Below are 14,974 nucleotides of genomic sequence, written 5' to 3'. Positions count from 1 at the left end.
AGCCTTTGCTATAGATTGCCATACATTTATCGTGAAGAATGTAGGATTACGACGAACTTTCACCCTCGCGACGACGGGAGGGAAAGAACCGCGCCTCTACCCGGCGCGCATCGGAACGGGGTACGTGTCGGGAATCGGCTACAAGAGTAATATGATCAGACTCCCACGAGAGGTTTACCGTGAGCAGTATTCTGTCGGGTGACCCGGTCTTCTGGCTGTACGTGGCCGCGTTTTCGCTCGCCGCGATCGCTTGCTTCGTGAGTCTGGGTCAGTTCAGGACCATCGACGATACCGACACCCGACGCGGTCTCGTTGCGCTCTTGGCGACAAGCGGTGGCTGGGCTGCCTCGCAGGTCGGGTATCTCGTCGCACCCACCGCTCGCCTCACACTCGTGAGTTACGTCGGCGGACTCGTCCTCGGATTCAGCGCGGTCGGCGCCTGGTTGTACTTCTGTTCGGCCTACACCGGACGCAGTTACCACCGCAACCCGACGTATCGCCGCCTTGGAGCCGGCGTCATCGTGGCCGTCGTCGGTCTGAAGGTCACGAATCCGATCCACCAGGGCTACTTCTCGACCGTCGAAGCGACGACCCCGTTTCCGCACCTCGCCATCCAGACGGGGCCGCTCCACTGGACCGCGATGGGTCTCGCCTACGCGGTTACCTTCGTCGGCTTCTTCATGCTCTTCGAACTCTTTACCGCGGTCGACCACGACTCGCGACCCCTCCTGGTCCTGGTCGGGCTGACCGGCCTCCCCGTCGCCGCCGACGTCGCCGGATACACGACTCCCCACCTCGTGGACATGACCTACGAACCGCTCGGCGTGGCCGCGTTCGCGGTCGGCGTCGCGTTCGTCTATCTCGATCGGTTCGAGGCGATCAGGGTCGCCGGCGAACGCGAGACGCCGCTCGTCTCGCTGGGGAGCGACGGGACGATCCGCGAGACGAACCTCGCGGCCAGGGATCTCTTCCCCGAACTGATGGGCGCTCGGGGGCGATCGATCGGAGAGGTCCTCCCGACAGTGGCGGACCGCCTCCAGAGTGACGAGCCGATCGTGGCGGTTCAGACCGCTACCTCCCGCCGCTTTTACAGAGTGACCGAGAGTCCCATCGGAAGCGACAGGGCCGACCTCGGCGGGACACTGGTATTCACCGACGTGACCGAGCGCGAGGAGTACCGACGCGAACTGGAACGCCAGAACGAGCGACTCGACAGGTTCGCCGGTATGGTGAGCCACGACCTTCGGAACCCACTGAACGTCGCGAAGGGGCGGCTGGACATCGCCCTGGAGACGAAATCGGACGCGGGTGAGACAGATCCGGACGATGAGACGCTTTCAGAGGTTGCGGCCGCGCTCGATCGAATGGATTCGTTGATCGACGACGTTCTCGCGCTCGCGAGAGAGGGAACCCCGGTCGAATCGCGAACCACGGTGACGCTGTCTACGATGGCACTCGAGTGCTGGGACATGGTCGACGGTCCGAACGCCGACCTCTCCGTCGAGTCCGACGGCGTGTTCGCCGCGGATCCCGACCGACTCAAGCGCCTCTTCGAGAACCTGTTCCGGAACGCAGTCGATCACGCGGGTGACGACGTGTCGATCCGCGTCGGTGCCCTCGCCGACGGGTCGGGATTCTTCGTCGCGGACGACGGCCCCGGGATCCCGCCGGCCGACCGAGACGAGGTCTTCGAGGAGGGCGTGTCGACGGATCCCGACGGAACCGGATTCGGGTTGGCGATCGTCTCGGAGATCGTGGCCGCTCACGGGTGGTCGATCGAGGTGACCGAGAGCGAGGCCGGCGGTGCCCGGTTCGAGGTATCCGGTGTGACAGCACGAGACCGATCGACCGAACAGGAATCCGTATCGGCGTAGCAACCCCGCTCCGCAGGGCAGGCTGGCGGTCGAGTCGGTAGGCAGCGAGGTTCACACCGTCCGTCCCGTCGGATCGTAACCGAATCGGTTTCTCCGTCAGATCGTAGCCGAATCGACCCCTGTGAGTCCCCGTTGGACGTTTCAGGGTCGCTCGTTTGATGCCCGTCTACGACCCATCGGCCGACGCTGACTACTCGTTTCGCGGATTTTCCGGATGGTAGTCGGTGTCGTACTCTCCGGGCCGACCGTCGACACGGTCGGGCGTGATGCGTCCAGAGAGGAGCATGAAGTCCGCCAGTGTGAGCGCGAGCATCGCTTCGACGACCGGGACGCCCCGTGGCGGCAAGACAGGATCGTGACGGCCGATCACCTGGGCATCCTCGATCACCTCGCCCGTCTCCCAATCGACCGTCTGCTGTTCGGCGGGAATCGACGTCGGCGCGTGGAGCGTCACCTCGCCGTAGATCGGCTCGCCCGAGGAGATGCCCCCCTGGATCCCGCCGTGGTCGTTCTCGGTGGGAGCGGGCGCCCCGTCTTCACTGAATTCCCACTCATCGTTGCGCTCCGTCCCCGCGTACTCCCTGGCTTCGCGACCGAGACCGAACTCGAATGCCGTCGCCGCCGGGACGGCCATCATCGCCTGCCCGAGGCGGGCCGACAGCGAGTCGAATCGAGGCGCACCGAGCCCCACCGGAACACCACGGGCCTCGAAGTAGATGCCGCCGCCGATCGAGTCGCCCTCGCGCTGGTACTCCTCGACCAGCTCTTGCATCCGCTCGGCGGCGTCGAGATCCGCACAGCGGACGTCGGTCTCGTCGACGCGCTCGCGGATCTCGTCGAACGAGACCTCGGACGCCTCGACGTCGCCGATCTGGCAGACGTGGGCCGCGATCTCGATGCCCTCGCGCGAAAGGAGCGTCTTCGCGATGGCGCCCGCGGCGACCCAGTTGACCGTCTCGCGGGCCGACGAACGCCCGCCGCCGCCCCAGTTGCGCGTGCCGAACTTCGCGGAGTAGGTGAAGTCCCCGTGGGAGGGCCGCGGCGCCGTGATGAACGGCTCGTACTTGCCCGAGCGGGCGTCCTTGTTCTCGATCGTGAGCCCGATCGGCGTCCCCGTCGTGTAGCCGTCCTGGATCCCCGACTCGATGGAGACCGCGTCCGGCTCCCCGCGACTCGTCGTGATCTGCGATTGGCCCGGCTTTCGCCGGTCGAGTTCGCGCTGGATGTCGTCTTCCGAGAGTTCGAGGCCGGCGGGACAGCCCGAGACGGTACAGCCCATCGACGGCCCGTGACTCTCCCCGTAGGTCGTCACCTGGAAGAGCCGGCCGAAGCGATTGCCGTTCATTGGCGTCGCCTCCGCGGCCGCGACACTTAGCGATGGGGTTTCGGGCGAGTGTGGTCGGTGACGATGCGATCGGCGCAGGTGTGATCGGGGACTGGGTCGGGAGTCGTTGGGGTCGGTGACGATGGGTCCAGGCCCGTTGGGCCGGGGTTGCTGGATTCGTGACCGACGTGGTCGGATAGTCCCGAAACTATCGGAAATGATAATAAAACTGGATTGAATTCGTCCTTTCCTTGCCACAATTTACCGCGCTATTAGTACACATAATTCTCCGTGAGTGCCGGCCTTCGTCTCAGGATCTAAACCGTTATTTAAGCACTAGAAATTAGTAATAGCTATATTATTCCTCCACGAACGTCGAGTTACAATGACGGGCGACCACCCCGGAACTAGATCGGCGATCGGCCGGCGAACGACGCTGAAATACCTCTCCGCAGGGGCGCTTGGTGTGAGTCTGAGTAGCAGTCAGGTGAGCGCTCGATCTGATTCGACCGCGACGCCGGAACGGATGGACCTCGACAGACCGGATCGACCGATCGTCAAGTACGACGATTCGCTGTACGAGATCACCGCGCATCCCTACATCCTCACGCTGTCCGACGCCGCGATCGACCGCCACTTCGGTGTATCCTCGATCAAGGGACGGGAGTTCGAGTCCGCGCGACGGTACGTCGAGAACCTCCGCGCGCGGTACCCAGTCGAAACCGTCGTCACGGACGAGGAGAAGCGTTTCCAGCTCGGCGAAGAAGCGCGGGCCAATTTGACCAACGAACGCCGAAGTGGCGAACCGCTGCTCACCGGAGCGAGCGAGAACCAGACTCGTCCATCCCCTTCAGAGGGAGGAATTCCCGCGAAACAGAGCGATCTCGATCAGGACGCGTTTCGGACCACATTGAGCGTCTTCGCCGGTCCCTCGTCAGGCGATGCGGATGAGGGAAGCTCTCCGCAGTGGAGGATTAATCACCACGTCAAGTTACTCGAAGACGCCAAAGCAGACGTCGGCTCGTCGACGTACTTTTCCGATTGGGCGGGCGAGCCCGATCTCTTCGACGATTGGGCGAACGGGTTCTTAGAGAAAGCCGACGCAGCACTCGATATGGTGTATTATCCGAGTGCCATGCCTGGGGTTGGCTGGCTGGAAGATAAACTCATTGATATGTGGTCTGCGGTCCTCGATGTATATATGAGCAATTATATGCAATACTACGATCCGGATGTGTCTTCCATTTCGGTCCCCCACCTACAGGACATCGGAATTAAAGATATCGGAGGGGCACCGGTAGCATTCAAGGAATTTTACGACCGGGGCATGGCCCCACACGGGCGAGTGTACACCGCTTGGGCGTCCCATTATCTACACGATGTCGCCAACCCACTCCACACCGGAATGGGATACGAGCAGATCGGCATCGATATCGATTTCGAGTGGAATTGGGATCCTAGTCGATTTTTGGTTGATTTTGACCACTCTATCGATCCCAAACACTGGTTGCATAAAGGCGTTGAGAAATATGTGCAGAACAACTATGAGGCGGAATTCGCGGACGCCTTCAGGGGTGACGATGGCGCCCCAATTATCACTCCTCAATTCGCGATAAAGAGTGTGGCAGACGAGAGTTCCGGGTACGCTGACGACATCTTTCACCAGATAATGGATTATGAGACGCCAGGAGATGACACTCCAGACAGTTGGGATGACGATACAAAGGATATGTTGGATGGTGATATAAAACCATGCTTAGAACTTTGTGGGAAGTACAACCGGCAACTTCTCGTCGACCATGGTTATGGAGAGTTGTAACCAATTCTAATATATAGATATACAAAAATATCCTATATTTTATATTCTGTATAACCAAGCTTATATCCAACTAAAAGCATAATCTGTATATGGGCTCCTCCAGAAGACAATACCTCTCGGCGGTTTTTACATCATTTGCCGTAGTAACAACAGGCTGCGTAAGTATCGGACCTGGTAGCGAGAACAAGTACCGACTGAAAACAAGGCACGTCGACGATCCGATTCGCGGGTCGGGATATCGACCGTATCTGGTCGACCCACTCGAGATCGAATCGAAGTACAGTATCGAACTCTCCGATGCGTACAAGCAGGACAAAGTCGACCAACTCGTCGAAACGGGTGCCGTCGACACCCGAGCCTGGGAACTATCTTTTCGAACGGATTGGGGGACAGGCAAACGTGACCGTCGAACCTGTCTCGAACACGACGGCGCTTACTACCGGGTCTGGGTCGAATCGCGAGAGGAAGTCGAGAGGGAACGGTGGGTGTTTCGCTTCGACTGGAACGACACGAACCCTGCCGATGATTCGACGATCATTACACTGGGGGATAACTCACTAGCGGGGGACGACCAGCGGATCGTCGAAGCTGCCCGGGAACTCATCCCTGAGAAAGACGACCGAGACGTGAGTTACGAGCGCCCCCGATTCAGCCATGCAGTCATCTTTCACGATGAACTCGACCCGGGTGAGAGCGATCTCGTTCCCGATCCGCCGTTCGATTACCTCGAAACCGACGACGAGTACTTCCGCGCGGTGACCGAACGTGGGCCGATCGAGCATCCGGAACAGACGTTCACCGTCGAACGAGTGGCCGATTCCTACGAGGGCTATCGCGAGTACGCCAAAGAGACGTTCCCCGATGCACGGTTTTCGGACGTCGATCTCTCCGAGGAGGCCATCGAGATCCTCGAATCGGCGACGACGCTCGAAGGATCGCTGTACTCCTACGAGGAAGAACCGCCACTCTCAGACGCGCTCGAAGAAGTTCTCGAACCCCTCTCCATCACTGAGCATCTCGAACCGCTCAATTCATACGACGAAGTGATATGGTTCAGAGACGCTCTCGCCGAGTTCCGGGACGAGTGGTACGAGTTCGAACTCATTCTGTATCCGGAGGATCACGAACACTAGCGGTTCGTTCCCGAGTGAATGATGTGGTATCGGAACGCACTCGCCGAGTTCCGCGATCGGTGGAACGAGTTCTGACTCGCGATTTATACAGGGTAACGAAGACAGTGGACCGATTTGCACTCGACGGGACCGAACCGGAGAGCGATGATCTAGAAGACACTTATAATATACGAACTCACGAGATATATGGACCAACAGGTAGATCGAAGAAAATACCTCTCCGTCGCTGCGACGACTGCGGGAACGGTCGCCGCCGGGTGCATCGATATCGACATCAACGAAACGGAGCGAGACGCCTTTCGGCTCACGTCGTACGGAATCGACGACGTGGCGCTCGGGCCGACGTACCGTCCCTATCTGATCGACCCGCTCGACGTCGACGCCTCGTACAGCGTCGCGTTGTCCGATACCTACACACAGAACGCGATCGAGGAACTCGTCGACACCGGCAGCCTCGACACCCGCGGGTGGGCCCTCTCCTATCGAACGGACTGGGGACCGACGGAACGGGACGCGCGGACCTGTTTCGAACACGACGGTGCCTACTACCGCGTCCACGTCGAATCGAGCGATCACGTCGAACGCGAGCGGTGGGTGTTCGGCTTCGACTGGACCGATGGGGACCCGCCGACCGACGCGACGGTCGTCACGCCGTCGGATACCGGGCTCTCTCCAACGGACCAGCGGATCGTGGAGGCCGCCAGTGCGCAGATTCCTCCGGAGGGCGAGCGGGAGGTGACGTACGAACCGCCGCGGATCAGCCGATCCGTCGTCTTTCACGACGAACTCGATCCCGACGACAGCGATCTCGTGCCCCAACCCCCGTTCGACTACCTGGACCGCGACGGCGAGTACGTCCGCGCCGTAGCCCACCACGTTCCGGTCACGCGTCCGGAGCGGACCTTCTCCGCCGAACGCGTCGCGAAATCACGTGATGGATACCGGGAGTACGCCGAGGAGACGTTTCCCGACGCGCACTTCTCGGACGTCGATCTCTCCGAGGAGGCCACGGAGGTTCTCGAATCGGCTATCAGCACCGACGAGGGACTGGCACACGAGGAGGAACCGCCGCTGTCGGACGGCCTCGGCACGGTCCTCGCTCACCTCGGGATCGCCGACTCCCTCGAACCGTACGACTCGTACGACCGGCTGGTCGTGTTTCGGAACGCCCTCGCCGAGTATCGGAATCGCTGGTACGAATTCACGCTCTTCGTCGACCCCGAGCCCCGGGAGGGGTAGGCCGTCGCCCCGTCGGAACCGCCGGCTGTCGGAAATGCGGACTCCGTCTGGCGCTTACTCGTCGAGCGGCAGCCGACTCTGCCGCGACCCCGTTTCGACCCGAGCTTCGTGATCCAGCAGGCGTCGCTTCGTTTCCACGCCACCTGATGCCGAGTACCCGCCCAGGCCGCCGTCTGAGCCGACGACGCGATGACACGGAACGAGCAGCGGGACGGGATTCCGGCCGCAGGCCTGGCCGACGGCGACGGGCGCCGTGTCGAGCGTGGCCGCCAGGTCTCCGTACGTCCGCGTCTCTCCGGGCGGAATCTCGGCCATCGCCCGCATCACCTCGCCGAGGAAGCCGTCGGGGTACCTGACCATCAGGTCGAAACGCGTCCTGTCTCCACGCTCGTACGCCGCGACCTGGGCGCGGATCTCCGCCGGCGAGGCGTCGACCAGGCCGTCGTCGATCTCGATGGACTCGCCGAAGAGGGGGACGCGCATGACTGATGCACCGGTGTTCACCCGGTCACCACGTCAATCCTTCGTAGGCGTCCAGGCGATCTCGATCGGTATCGATCCGGCGACCGTCGACGAGAATTCGCTGGTCCATAGCCTCGACCGGGAGCTCGTCGTACTCGGGCCAGTCGGTTGCGAGGACCGCGCCGTCGACGCCGTCGAGAGCATCCGTGAGCGAGTTGGCGAACGCCAGCGACCCGTACTCGGGACCGTCGCTGGACTCGGGACCGTGGCTGGATACGGGACGATCGGCTGCCTCGAAATCGCCGTCTCGCTCCCCGTAGTACTCTCGGACGTTCTCGATCGCGACCGGGTCGTGGGCGACCACGTCGGCGCCGCGCTCGCGAAGTCGGTCGATCACCGGGAGCGACCGTGACTCGCGGACGTCGTCGGTGTGGGGCTTGAACGAGAGCCCGAGGACGGCGATCCGCGCGCCGCCGAGGGCGACGTGGTCGGCGAGCAGCGAGACGAGGCGGTCGGGCTGGCCGTCGTTGACGGAGACGACCGCATCGAGCAGGCCCGGCTCGTAGCCCTGGTCGCGGGCTCCGGCTCGTAGCGCGTTGATGTCCTTCGGGAAGCACGAGCCGCCCCAGCCGAGCCCGGAGCGCATGAACCGCTCCGAAATGCGGTCGTCGAGCCCGACCGCGTCGAGCACCTCGTAGGCGTCCGCGCCGTAGGCCTTCGCGATATTCCCGAGTTCGTTGACCAGCGACACCTTCGACGCGAGGAAGGCGTTGTTCGCGTACTTGATGAGCTCGGCCGAGCGGACGTCCGTTTCGACGGAGTCGGTCCCATCCCGTTCGAGGATCGGGGCGTAGAGGTCACGGAGGGTCGCGGCCGCGTCTTCGCTCGTCGCGCCGACGACGACCTTGTCGGGTTCCTGGAAGTCCGAGACGGCGGTCCCCATCCGGAGGAACTCCGGATTCATCGCGAGGTCGAGGTCTTCGCCGACCGTCAGCCCGACAGCCTCGGCGACGATCGGCCCGACGACGTCCTCGGTGGTCCCGGGGAGGACCGTGCTCTTGACGACGACGAGATGGGAGTCGGACCCCGCATCGTCGAGTGGCCCGGTTGCCCCTTCACCGGCGTCGGCCAGGGCCTCGCCGAGGGACTCACTCGCCGCGCGCATTGGTCCGAGGTCGAGACTGCCGTCCTCGTGTTGGGGTGTCGGTAGGCAGAGCATCGTGAGGTCGGTGTCGACGATCTCGTCGTAGTCCGTCGTCGCACGCAGACGACCGCCGGCGTGCTCGTCGATCAAGGGCGCCAGTCCGGGCTCGTGGATCGGCGACTCGCCGGCGTTGATCGCGTCGACGATGTCTTCGTCGATATCGACGTTGACGACCTCGTGACCCATATCGGCGAGACAGGCCGCGACGGTCGTCCCGACGTAGCCGCTGCCGACGATGGAGACGTGCATACGCGTGGGGATGTCGCGTGGGGCTTAGTGAGTTGTGGGTTTGGGCGAAGAAATTTGGAGATGGAAAGGGACTGACGAGTATGGACGACGCGAGAGAACGTGAATCGCCAGAGGAAAAACGCAAGCGGAATCGACAGCAGCGCCTCACCGCCATCAAACGCTGGGTCGAGTACATCGAAACGCACGATCCAGACGTTTGGGGTGAGCAGCGAAGCAAGCTGATTGATTCACAGCTCGAGTCCGCACGAGAATCCGACATCGACGTCGAACACCGCCGACGGGTCGCGGAGGCTGGTCGTGATCGGTCGCAGTGATTGCCGTCCTCACTCCGTCACTTCCGGCGCCTGAGCCTCCTGGACGAGCTCCTCGGCGCGGTCGCGATCCTCGGGGTAGCCGACGTCGACGCGCCAGCCGTCCATCCGTATGGCGTCGATAGTGCGGCCGGATTGTATGAGGAGGTCGATCGCGTCCGGAAGTTCGAACTCGCCGCGGTCGGAGGGCTGAACGAGGTGGCAGGCGTGGAAGATCGCTGGCGTGAACGTGTAGAAGCCGGTCATCACGAGGTTCGACGGCGGGTCGTCGGGCTTCTCCATGACCTCGACGACTTCGCCGTACTCGTTCGTATCGAGCACGCCGTATCGGGAGGCTTCCTCCCAGGGCACTTCCTCGACGAGGAAGGCTGCGTCGGCACGGTCTTCCTGCTGGCGATTGACGACGTCGCCGAGATTACCGCGGAAGATGTTGTCGCCGAGCATCAACATGAAGTCGTCGTCGATGTGCGGTTCGGCCTGCAAGATCGCGTGGGCGAGCCCGGCCTGTTCGCGCTGGTGGGCGTAGGTGATTGGGACGCCACGGTACTCATCGTCGTAGCGTTCGATGATCTGTTCTTTCAGGTGTCCGACGACGACGATGAGTTCAGTCGCGCCGATCTCGATCAGGTTGTCGAAGACGTCTTCGACGAGCGGGGTTCCGTCGACTTCCACGAGCGCCTTGGGGGTGTCCTCGGTGAGCGGCTCGAGCCGGATACCCTTCCCGGCTGCGAGTACGACTGCTTGCATACGCACAAACTCGCCTGCCGACTACCATATTCTTTCGGGGGTCGAGCGGTACAGTGGAACCGCCACCGACGCGAGAACGCGACCGGCTTACGAGCCGTCAAAATTGTTCTCGACGGCGTCGGTAACCAGCTCTCGTGCGGATTCGAACACGTCCTTCGCCCTGTCGTCGTCTCTGGCCTGGGCTGTGATGCGGACCAGCGGTTGCGTTCCGCTCGCGCGCAAGAGGTACCAGGCGTCGCCGAGGTCGACCCGGAGGCCGTCCCGGTCGTCCGTCGATTCGATCGGTTCGGGGCCGGCGCCGTCCGCAATCGACGCGGCGAGCGACTCCACGACGCCTCCCTTCTCCTCGGTCTCCACCGACGCCCGGTGGATCGGATACGACGGAACGTCGGCTGCGAGTTCGGAGAGCGGTCCGTCGCGGGTGACGAGCGCGGCCAGCCGACACGCGGCGAGCGGGCCGTCGGGGCAGGGAGTTTCGTCCGGCCAGATCCACGCGCCGGACGGTTCGCCGCCGAAGACGACCGCCGGGTCGGCCGCCCGCTCGGCGACGTACCCGTCTCCGACCCGGGTTCTTGTGAGTCCGGCGCCGACCTCGGAGAGCGCGTCGTCGACGGCCAGGCTGGTGTTGACCGGCGCGGCGACGAGCGGGTGGCCGTCGCCAGACGCTGCGACAGCGCCCGCGTCGGCCGGACCCGCGTCTAGGTCGGGGTCATCCTCCCCGGCGCGTTCGACGGCGTCCCTCCCGAAGAGCGCGAGGAGGACGTCGCCGTCTACGACCGTCCCGTCGTCGGCGACGGCGAGCAGTCGGTCGGCGTCCCCGTCGTGGGCGACCCCCAGGTCGGCGTCCGTCGTCTCGACGACCCGCGCCAGCGTGGCGCAGGTCTCCGCGGTTGGTTCGCTCGGGCGGGCCGGAAATCGACCGTCCGGGAGCGCGTTCAGTGTGTCGACGTGATAGCCCAGTTCGCGGAGGGCGGTGGCTGTGATCGATCCCGTCCCGGAGCCAACGTCGACGACGACCGATAAGGGGTCCGCAATCGACGCCGCGTCGGAAGCGGACACCTCGGCCGACCGGTCGACAGCGTCGACGATGGCCTCGACGTGCTGGTCGATCGCCTCGGACCACGTCACGCGGTCGCCGACGTCGTCCCACGCCACGAGGGCCGTTTCGTCGTGCTCGATTCGGCGCTCGATCGTCGCCAGGGAGTCGCGATCGAGCGCCTTTCCCGTCTCGTCCCAGAGCTTGAGTCCGTTGTCAGCCGGGGGGTTGTGCGACGCCGTGACGGCGATCCCGCGGTCGGCATGGCGCCAGCCGACGCTCCGGGCGATCGTCGGCGTCGTCGCGACCCCCACGTCGACGACGTCCGTTCCCGACTCGCGCAAGCCAGCGGCGACAGCGTCGACGAGCAGGTCGCCGGTTTCGCGCACGTCTCGACCGACCACGACGCGGTCGGCGTCGACGCCGACAGCCCGCCCGACGGACAGTGCAAGCTCAGCGGTGACGGCGTCCCCGACGGGGCCGCGGACGCCACTCGTTCCGAACAGTGCCATGCCCGAGTCTCCGCGAGGCCCCATCGAAAACGTTGGGATGTCTGCCAGTCTGTGAGAGGTCCCCAGACAGGTCGTATGCCCCGCTGGACCCAGGTCGCGGGTCACCGGACCGCAGGTATCCACTCCGTCGCCGATTACCGATCCCGGGTGACCGATTCGCCCGGTTTCGTCGTCGCGCCCGTCGAGAGCGTCACGCCGGCGTTCATGTTCGTGTCGATGCCGGTCTTGGCCTCGTCGCCGAGGACGACGCCGAACTTCCGGCGACCGGTCGAAACCCGCTCGCCCTTCACGGTGAGTTCGACCGGTCGGTCGTCGTGGCGGAGGTTGGCGACGACGGTTCCCGCGCCGAAGTTGACGTCGCGGCCGAGGATCGAGTCGCCGACGTACGAGAGGTGGTTGACCGCCGCGTCGGCCATGAGGACGGAGTTTTTGATCTCAACCGCGTGTCCGACGCTCGCGTCCGGACCGATCAGCGTCGTCCCGCGGACGTACGCGTTCGGTCCGACGGTCGCGCCGGAGCGGACGAGCGCCGGTCCCTCGATCGTCACACCTTCGCGGACGGTCGCTCCTGCTTCGACGACCACGGGGCCACGGAGCGTCGCATCGTCGCTGACGGTTCCTCGCCTGGCCGATACTGCCCCCGGCTCGCCGTCAGCGTCCGCTTCGTCTACGAGTTCGGCTACCTTCCACTCGTTCGCTTCGAGCAGTTCCCACGGCCGACCGACGTCGAGCCAGCGTTCCAGGGGAACGGGTCGGACGTCGACCCGGTCGATCGCGCGTTCGAGGACGTCCGTGAGCTCGTGTTCGCCGCGCTCACTCTCGGGGACGTCGAGCCACTCTCGTGCGCCAGCGGGAAAGAGGTACGCCCCGGCGTTGATCAGGTCCGACGGCGGCTCGGCGGGTTTTTCGACGATGCCGGTGATCACGTCGTCGGCGACGTCGAGTACACCGTACTGCGTCGGGTCGTCGACGCGGACGCTCGCGACGGCCGGCCCGCCCTGAAAGAGCGAATCCAGGCTCGCCTGGTCGAACAGGGCGTCCCCGTTTAGCACGACGAACGGCGCGTCGTCGAGCTCGGCGGCCGCGACGCGGACGGCGTCGGCCGTCCCGAGTCGGCGCTCCTGCCGGACGTAGGTGATGGGGACGCCCGCGTGCGTCTCGCCGAAGTACTCGCGTATCGGCTCGGCTTCGTAGCCGACCACGAGGACGATCCGAGAGGCTCCCGCCTCGACTGCGGCGTCCACGGTGTGTGCGACGAGCGGGCGATCGGCCACCGGCACCATCGGTTTCGGCCGCCGGTCGGTCAGCGGCCGCATCCGGGTTCCCTTGCCGGCAGCGAGGACGACGGTTTGCATAGTGCGACCTGAAGCCGGGATGCAAATAGTCGTTGCGACCCACTTCGAAAAACGAGGGTGGCGGCCGATTCGTAGGCGCGAGATTCTCGCGACTGGCGGCGACGCGTCGCGGTCGCCGTCGTTCGCCAGACGAACTGCGCACAGGCCACCCGCGTGACGATCGGGACCCGTTCTGGAGTCGATGCCGACCATCGATACTGCACACTCTCGATACGTCCGTCGCCGCAGGGTCTGCCGTTCTGCAGGTGGACGCGGTTAGACGGACGAGCAGCCACGCACCGACAGTCGAGTACGGTACGTATTGACTGAGCACGTACTATTGATCGAGCACGTATAGATTTCGGGCACGTATTGAATTCAGGCTCGTACCTGTCGTGGGGTCGACGTCGCCCCCGGTGCGAACAGTCCGGTCACCGACTGACACCACGATCTCATCAACTGATTGACTCTACCTCGGGAGCCGACCGACGGCCGACCGGTCGGCCCCCGTTCCGTCGCCCGATGTATTCAAGTGTCTCACCGGTAAAACGAGAGACATGCACGAAGCGTCGGTCCCTGCGGTCGTCCTCGCTGCCGGCGAAGGGCGACGGCTGACCCCCTTGACCCACAGGCGTCCAAAACCAATGCTTCCCGTGGCGAACCGACCCCTCCTCGAGTACGTCGTCTCGGCCATCGCCGAGGCCGGCGTCGACCGGATCGTCCTCGTCGTCGGCCACAGACAGGAGCGGATTCGAACGTACTTCGGCGACGGCGACGACTGGAACTGTTCGATCGAGTACGTCGAGCAGTCGACCCGACTCGGAACCGCCCACGCCGTCGCACAGGTCGAATCAGTCGTTGACGGGCCGTTCCTCGTCCTCAACGGGGACCGAATCGTCGACGCGGATCTGATTCGACGGACGCGAGAGCGGTTGCTCGAAGCGGGGAGTCCGGTCGTCAGTGTGACCCCCTCGAAGCGTCCGAGCGAGTACGGCGTCGTCGAACTCGACGGAGATACCGTCGTTTCGATCCAGGAGAAACCCCACGCCGCTGACCCGTCGTCGCTCATCAACGCTGGCGTCTACGGGTTCGATCCCGACATCTTCGACGCGATCAGGGAGACGCCGCAGGAAGCGGGCGAACTCGGCATCACGACGACGCTCGCGTCGGCGGCGGAGACGGAGTCGATCTCGGCGGTCAGGTACCGCGGGACCTGGCTCGACGTCTCGCACCTCTGGGATCTGCTGTACGTCACGGCTGCGACGATCGACGGCGGTCAGCGGGGGTCCGCGGCGGGTGCACACGAATCCGCGGCGATGGCCGACGACGTGGTCGTCGGCGAGAACGTCCGTGTTGGTCCCAACGCGACGGTCGGCGGCGCGACCGCGCTCGGTGCCAACGCGACGGTCGGATCGAACGCCGTCGTTTCTAACGCCGTCGTCTTCCCCGATGCGGTGATCGAACCCGGCGCCGTCGTCCGGGACGCCATCGTCGGAGAGAACGCACACGTCGGCGCCAACGTGACGATAGCGGGCGGATCCGCCTCGGTCGTCGTCGAGAACGAGGTTCACGAGAACGTCGAGTTCGGGGGCGTGATCGGTGACACGGCCCACGTCGGCGGCGGCGTAACCGTCGAACCGGGGACCATCGTCGGCGACGGGGTCGACATCGCCGACGGGACCAGCGTCAGCGGACGCTTCGAAACGAACGCGGTCGTCAGGAGGGGATAA

12 protein-coding genes are annotated in these 14,974 nt (G+C 64.2%); 6 read left to right on the top strand and 6 right to left on the bottom strand.

Features of this window, described 5'->3' with window-relative positions:
• The first annotated feature begins 179 nt into the window (after positions 1 to 179).
• Entirely contained in the window at positions 180 to 1,874 is a 1,695-nt protein-coding gene (locus NO366_RS17680; protein WP_256532106.1) for a sensor histidine kinase, read from the top strand.
• Positions 1,875 to 2,064: 190 nt separating this feature from the next.
• On the opposite strand, the gene aroC is transcribed toward NO366_RS17680, so the two are convergent.
• The gene (aroC, locus tag NO366_RS17675; RefSeq protein ID WP_256532105.1) at positions 2,065 to 3,219 is read right to left on the bottom strand and encodes a chorismate synthase; all 1,155 of its coding nucleotides are present in this window, start codon (positions 3,217 to 3,219) and stop codon (positions 2,065 to 2,067) included.
• Positions 3,220 to 3,583: 364 nt separating this feature from the next.
• Between aroC and NO366_RS17670 the strand changes: the two genes are divergently transcribed.
• From NO366_RS17670 to NO366_RS17660, 3 genes are all read left to right on the top strand, one after another.
• Positions 3,584 to 5,017, top strand: coding sequence for a hypothetical protein (locus NO366_RS17670; protein ID WP_256532104.1), 1,434 nt, complete (start codon positions 3,584 to 3,586; stop codon positions 5,015 to 5,017).
• A gap of 89 nt (positions 5,018 to 5,106) precedes the next feature.
• Positions 5,107 to 6,150 (top strand): hypothetical protein, encoded by a 1,044-nt coding sequence (locus tag NO366_RS17665; RefSeq protein WP_256532103.1) that lies wholly within the window; start codon positions 5,107 to 5,109, stop codon positions 6,148 to 6,150.
• A 186-nt stretch (positions 6,151 to 6,336) separates the two neighbouring features.
• A complete protein-coding gene (locus NO366_RS17660) occupies positions 6,337 to 7,389 on the top strand; it encodes a hypothetical protein (protein ID WP_256532102.1) in 1,053 nt (350 codons plus the stop codon).
• A gap of 54 nt (positions 7,390 to 7,443) precedes the next feature.
• On the opposite strand, the gene NO366_RS17655 is transcribed toward NO366_RS17660, so the two are convergent.
• Both NO366_RS17655 and NO366_RS17650 read right to left on the bottom strand, forming a co-directional pair.
• On the bottom strand, positions 7,444 to 7,872 hold the full coding sequence (locus NO366_RS17655) for a methylated-DNA--[protein]-cysteine S-methyltransferase (RefSeq protein WP_256534044.1): 429 nt from the start codon (positions 7,870 to 7,872) through the stop codon (positions 7,444 to 7,446).
• Positions 7,873 to 7,897: 25 nt separating this feature from the next.
• A complete protein-coding gene (locus NO366_RS17650) occupies positions 7,898 to 9,304 on the bottom strand; it encodes a UDP-glucose dehydrogenase family protein (protein ID WP_256532101.1) in 1,407 nt (468 codons plus the stop codon).
• 80 nt (positions 9,305 to 9,384) lie between these two features.
• Between NO366_RS17650 and NO366_RS17645 the strand changes: the two genes are divergently transcribed.
• Positions 9,385 to 9,618 carry a DUF8150 family protein gene (locus NO366_RS17645; RefSeq protein WP_256532100.1) on the top strand — a complete coding sequence of 78 codons (234 nt, stop codon included), beginning with the start codon at positions 9,385 to 9,387 and terminating at the stop codon, positions 9,616 to 9,618.
• 9 nt (positions 9,619 to 9,627) lie between these two features.
• Here the strand turns inward: NO366_RS17645 and aglF are convergent, their stop codons facing one another.
• The 3 genes from aglF to glmU all read right to left on the bottom strand — a co-directional run bounded on the left by aglF (position 9,628) and on the right by glmU (position 13,265).
• On the bottom strand, positions 9,628 to 10,362 hold the full coding sequence (gene aglF, locus NO366_RS17640; RefSeq protein WP_256532099.1) for a UTP--glucose-1-phosphate uridylyltransferase AglF: 735 nt from the start codon (positions 10,360 to 10,362) through the stop codon (positions 9,628 to 9,630).
• A gap of 87 nt (positions 10,363 to 10,449) precedes the next feature.
• Positions 10,450 to 11,910, bottom strand: coding sequence for a phosphopentomutase/phosphoglucosamine mutase (locus NO366_RS17635; protein WP_256532098.1), 1,461 nt, complete (start codon positions 11,908 to 11,910; stop codon positions 10,450 to 10,452).
• 134 nt (positions 11,911 to 12,044) lie between these two features.
• Positions 12,045 to 13,265 carry a bifunctional sugar-1-phosphate nucleotidylyltransferase/acetyltransferase gene (gene glmU, locus NO366_RS17630; RefSeq protein ID WP_256532097.1) on the bottom strand — a complete coding sequence of 407 codons (1,221 nt, stop codon included), beginning with the start codon at positions 13,263 to 13,265 and terminating at the stop codon, positions 12,045 to 12,047.
• A gap of 536 nt (positions 13,266 to 13,801) precedes the next feature.
• Here glmU and NO366_RS17625 point away from each other — a divergent pair.
• Positions 13,802 to 14,974 (top strand): sugar phosphate nucleotidyltransferase, encoded by a 1,173-nt coding sequence (locus NO366_RS17625; RefSeq protein ID WP_256532096.1) that lies wholly within the window; start codon positions 13,802 to 13,804, stop codon positions 14,972 to 14,974.

This window comes from Halovivax cerinus, from assembly GCF_024498195.1.
Classification (GTDB): domain Archaea; phylum Halobacteriota; class Halobacteria; order Halobacteriales; family Natrialbaceae; genus Halovivax; species Halovivax cerinus.
Note: the sequence above shows the minus strand (reverse complement) of the source record. Positions and strands in the feature narration are given on the sequence as shown.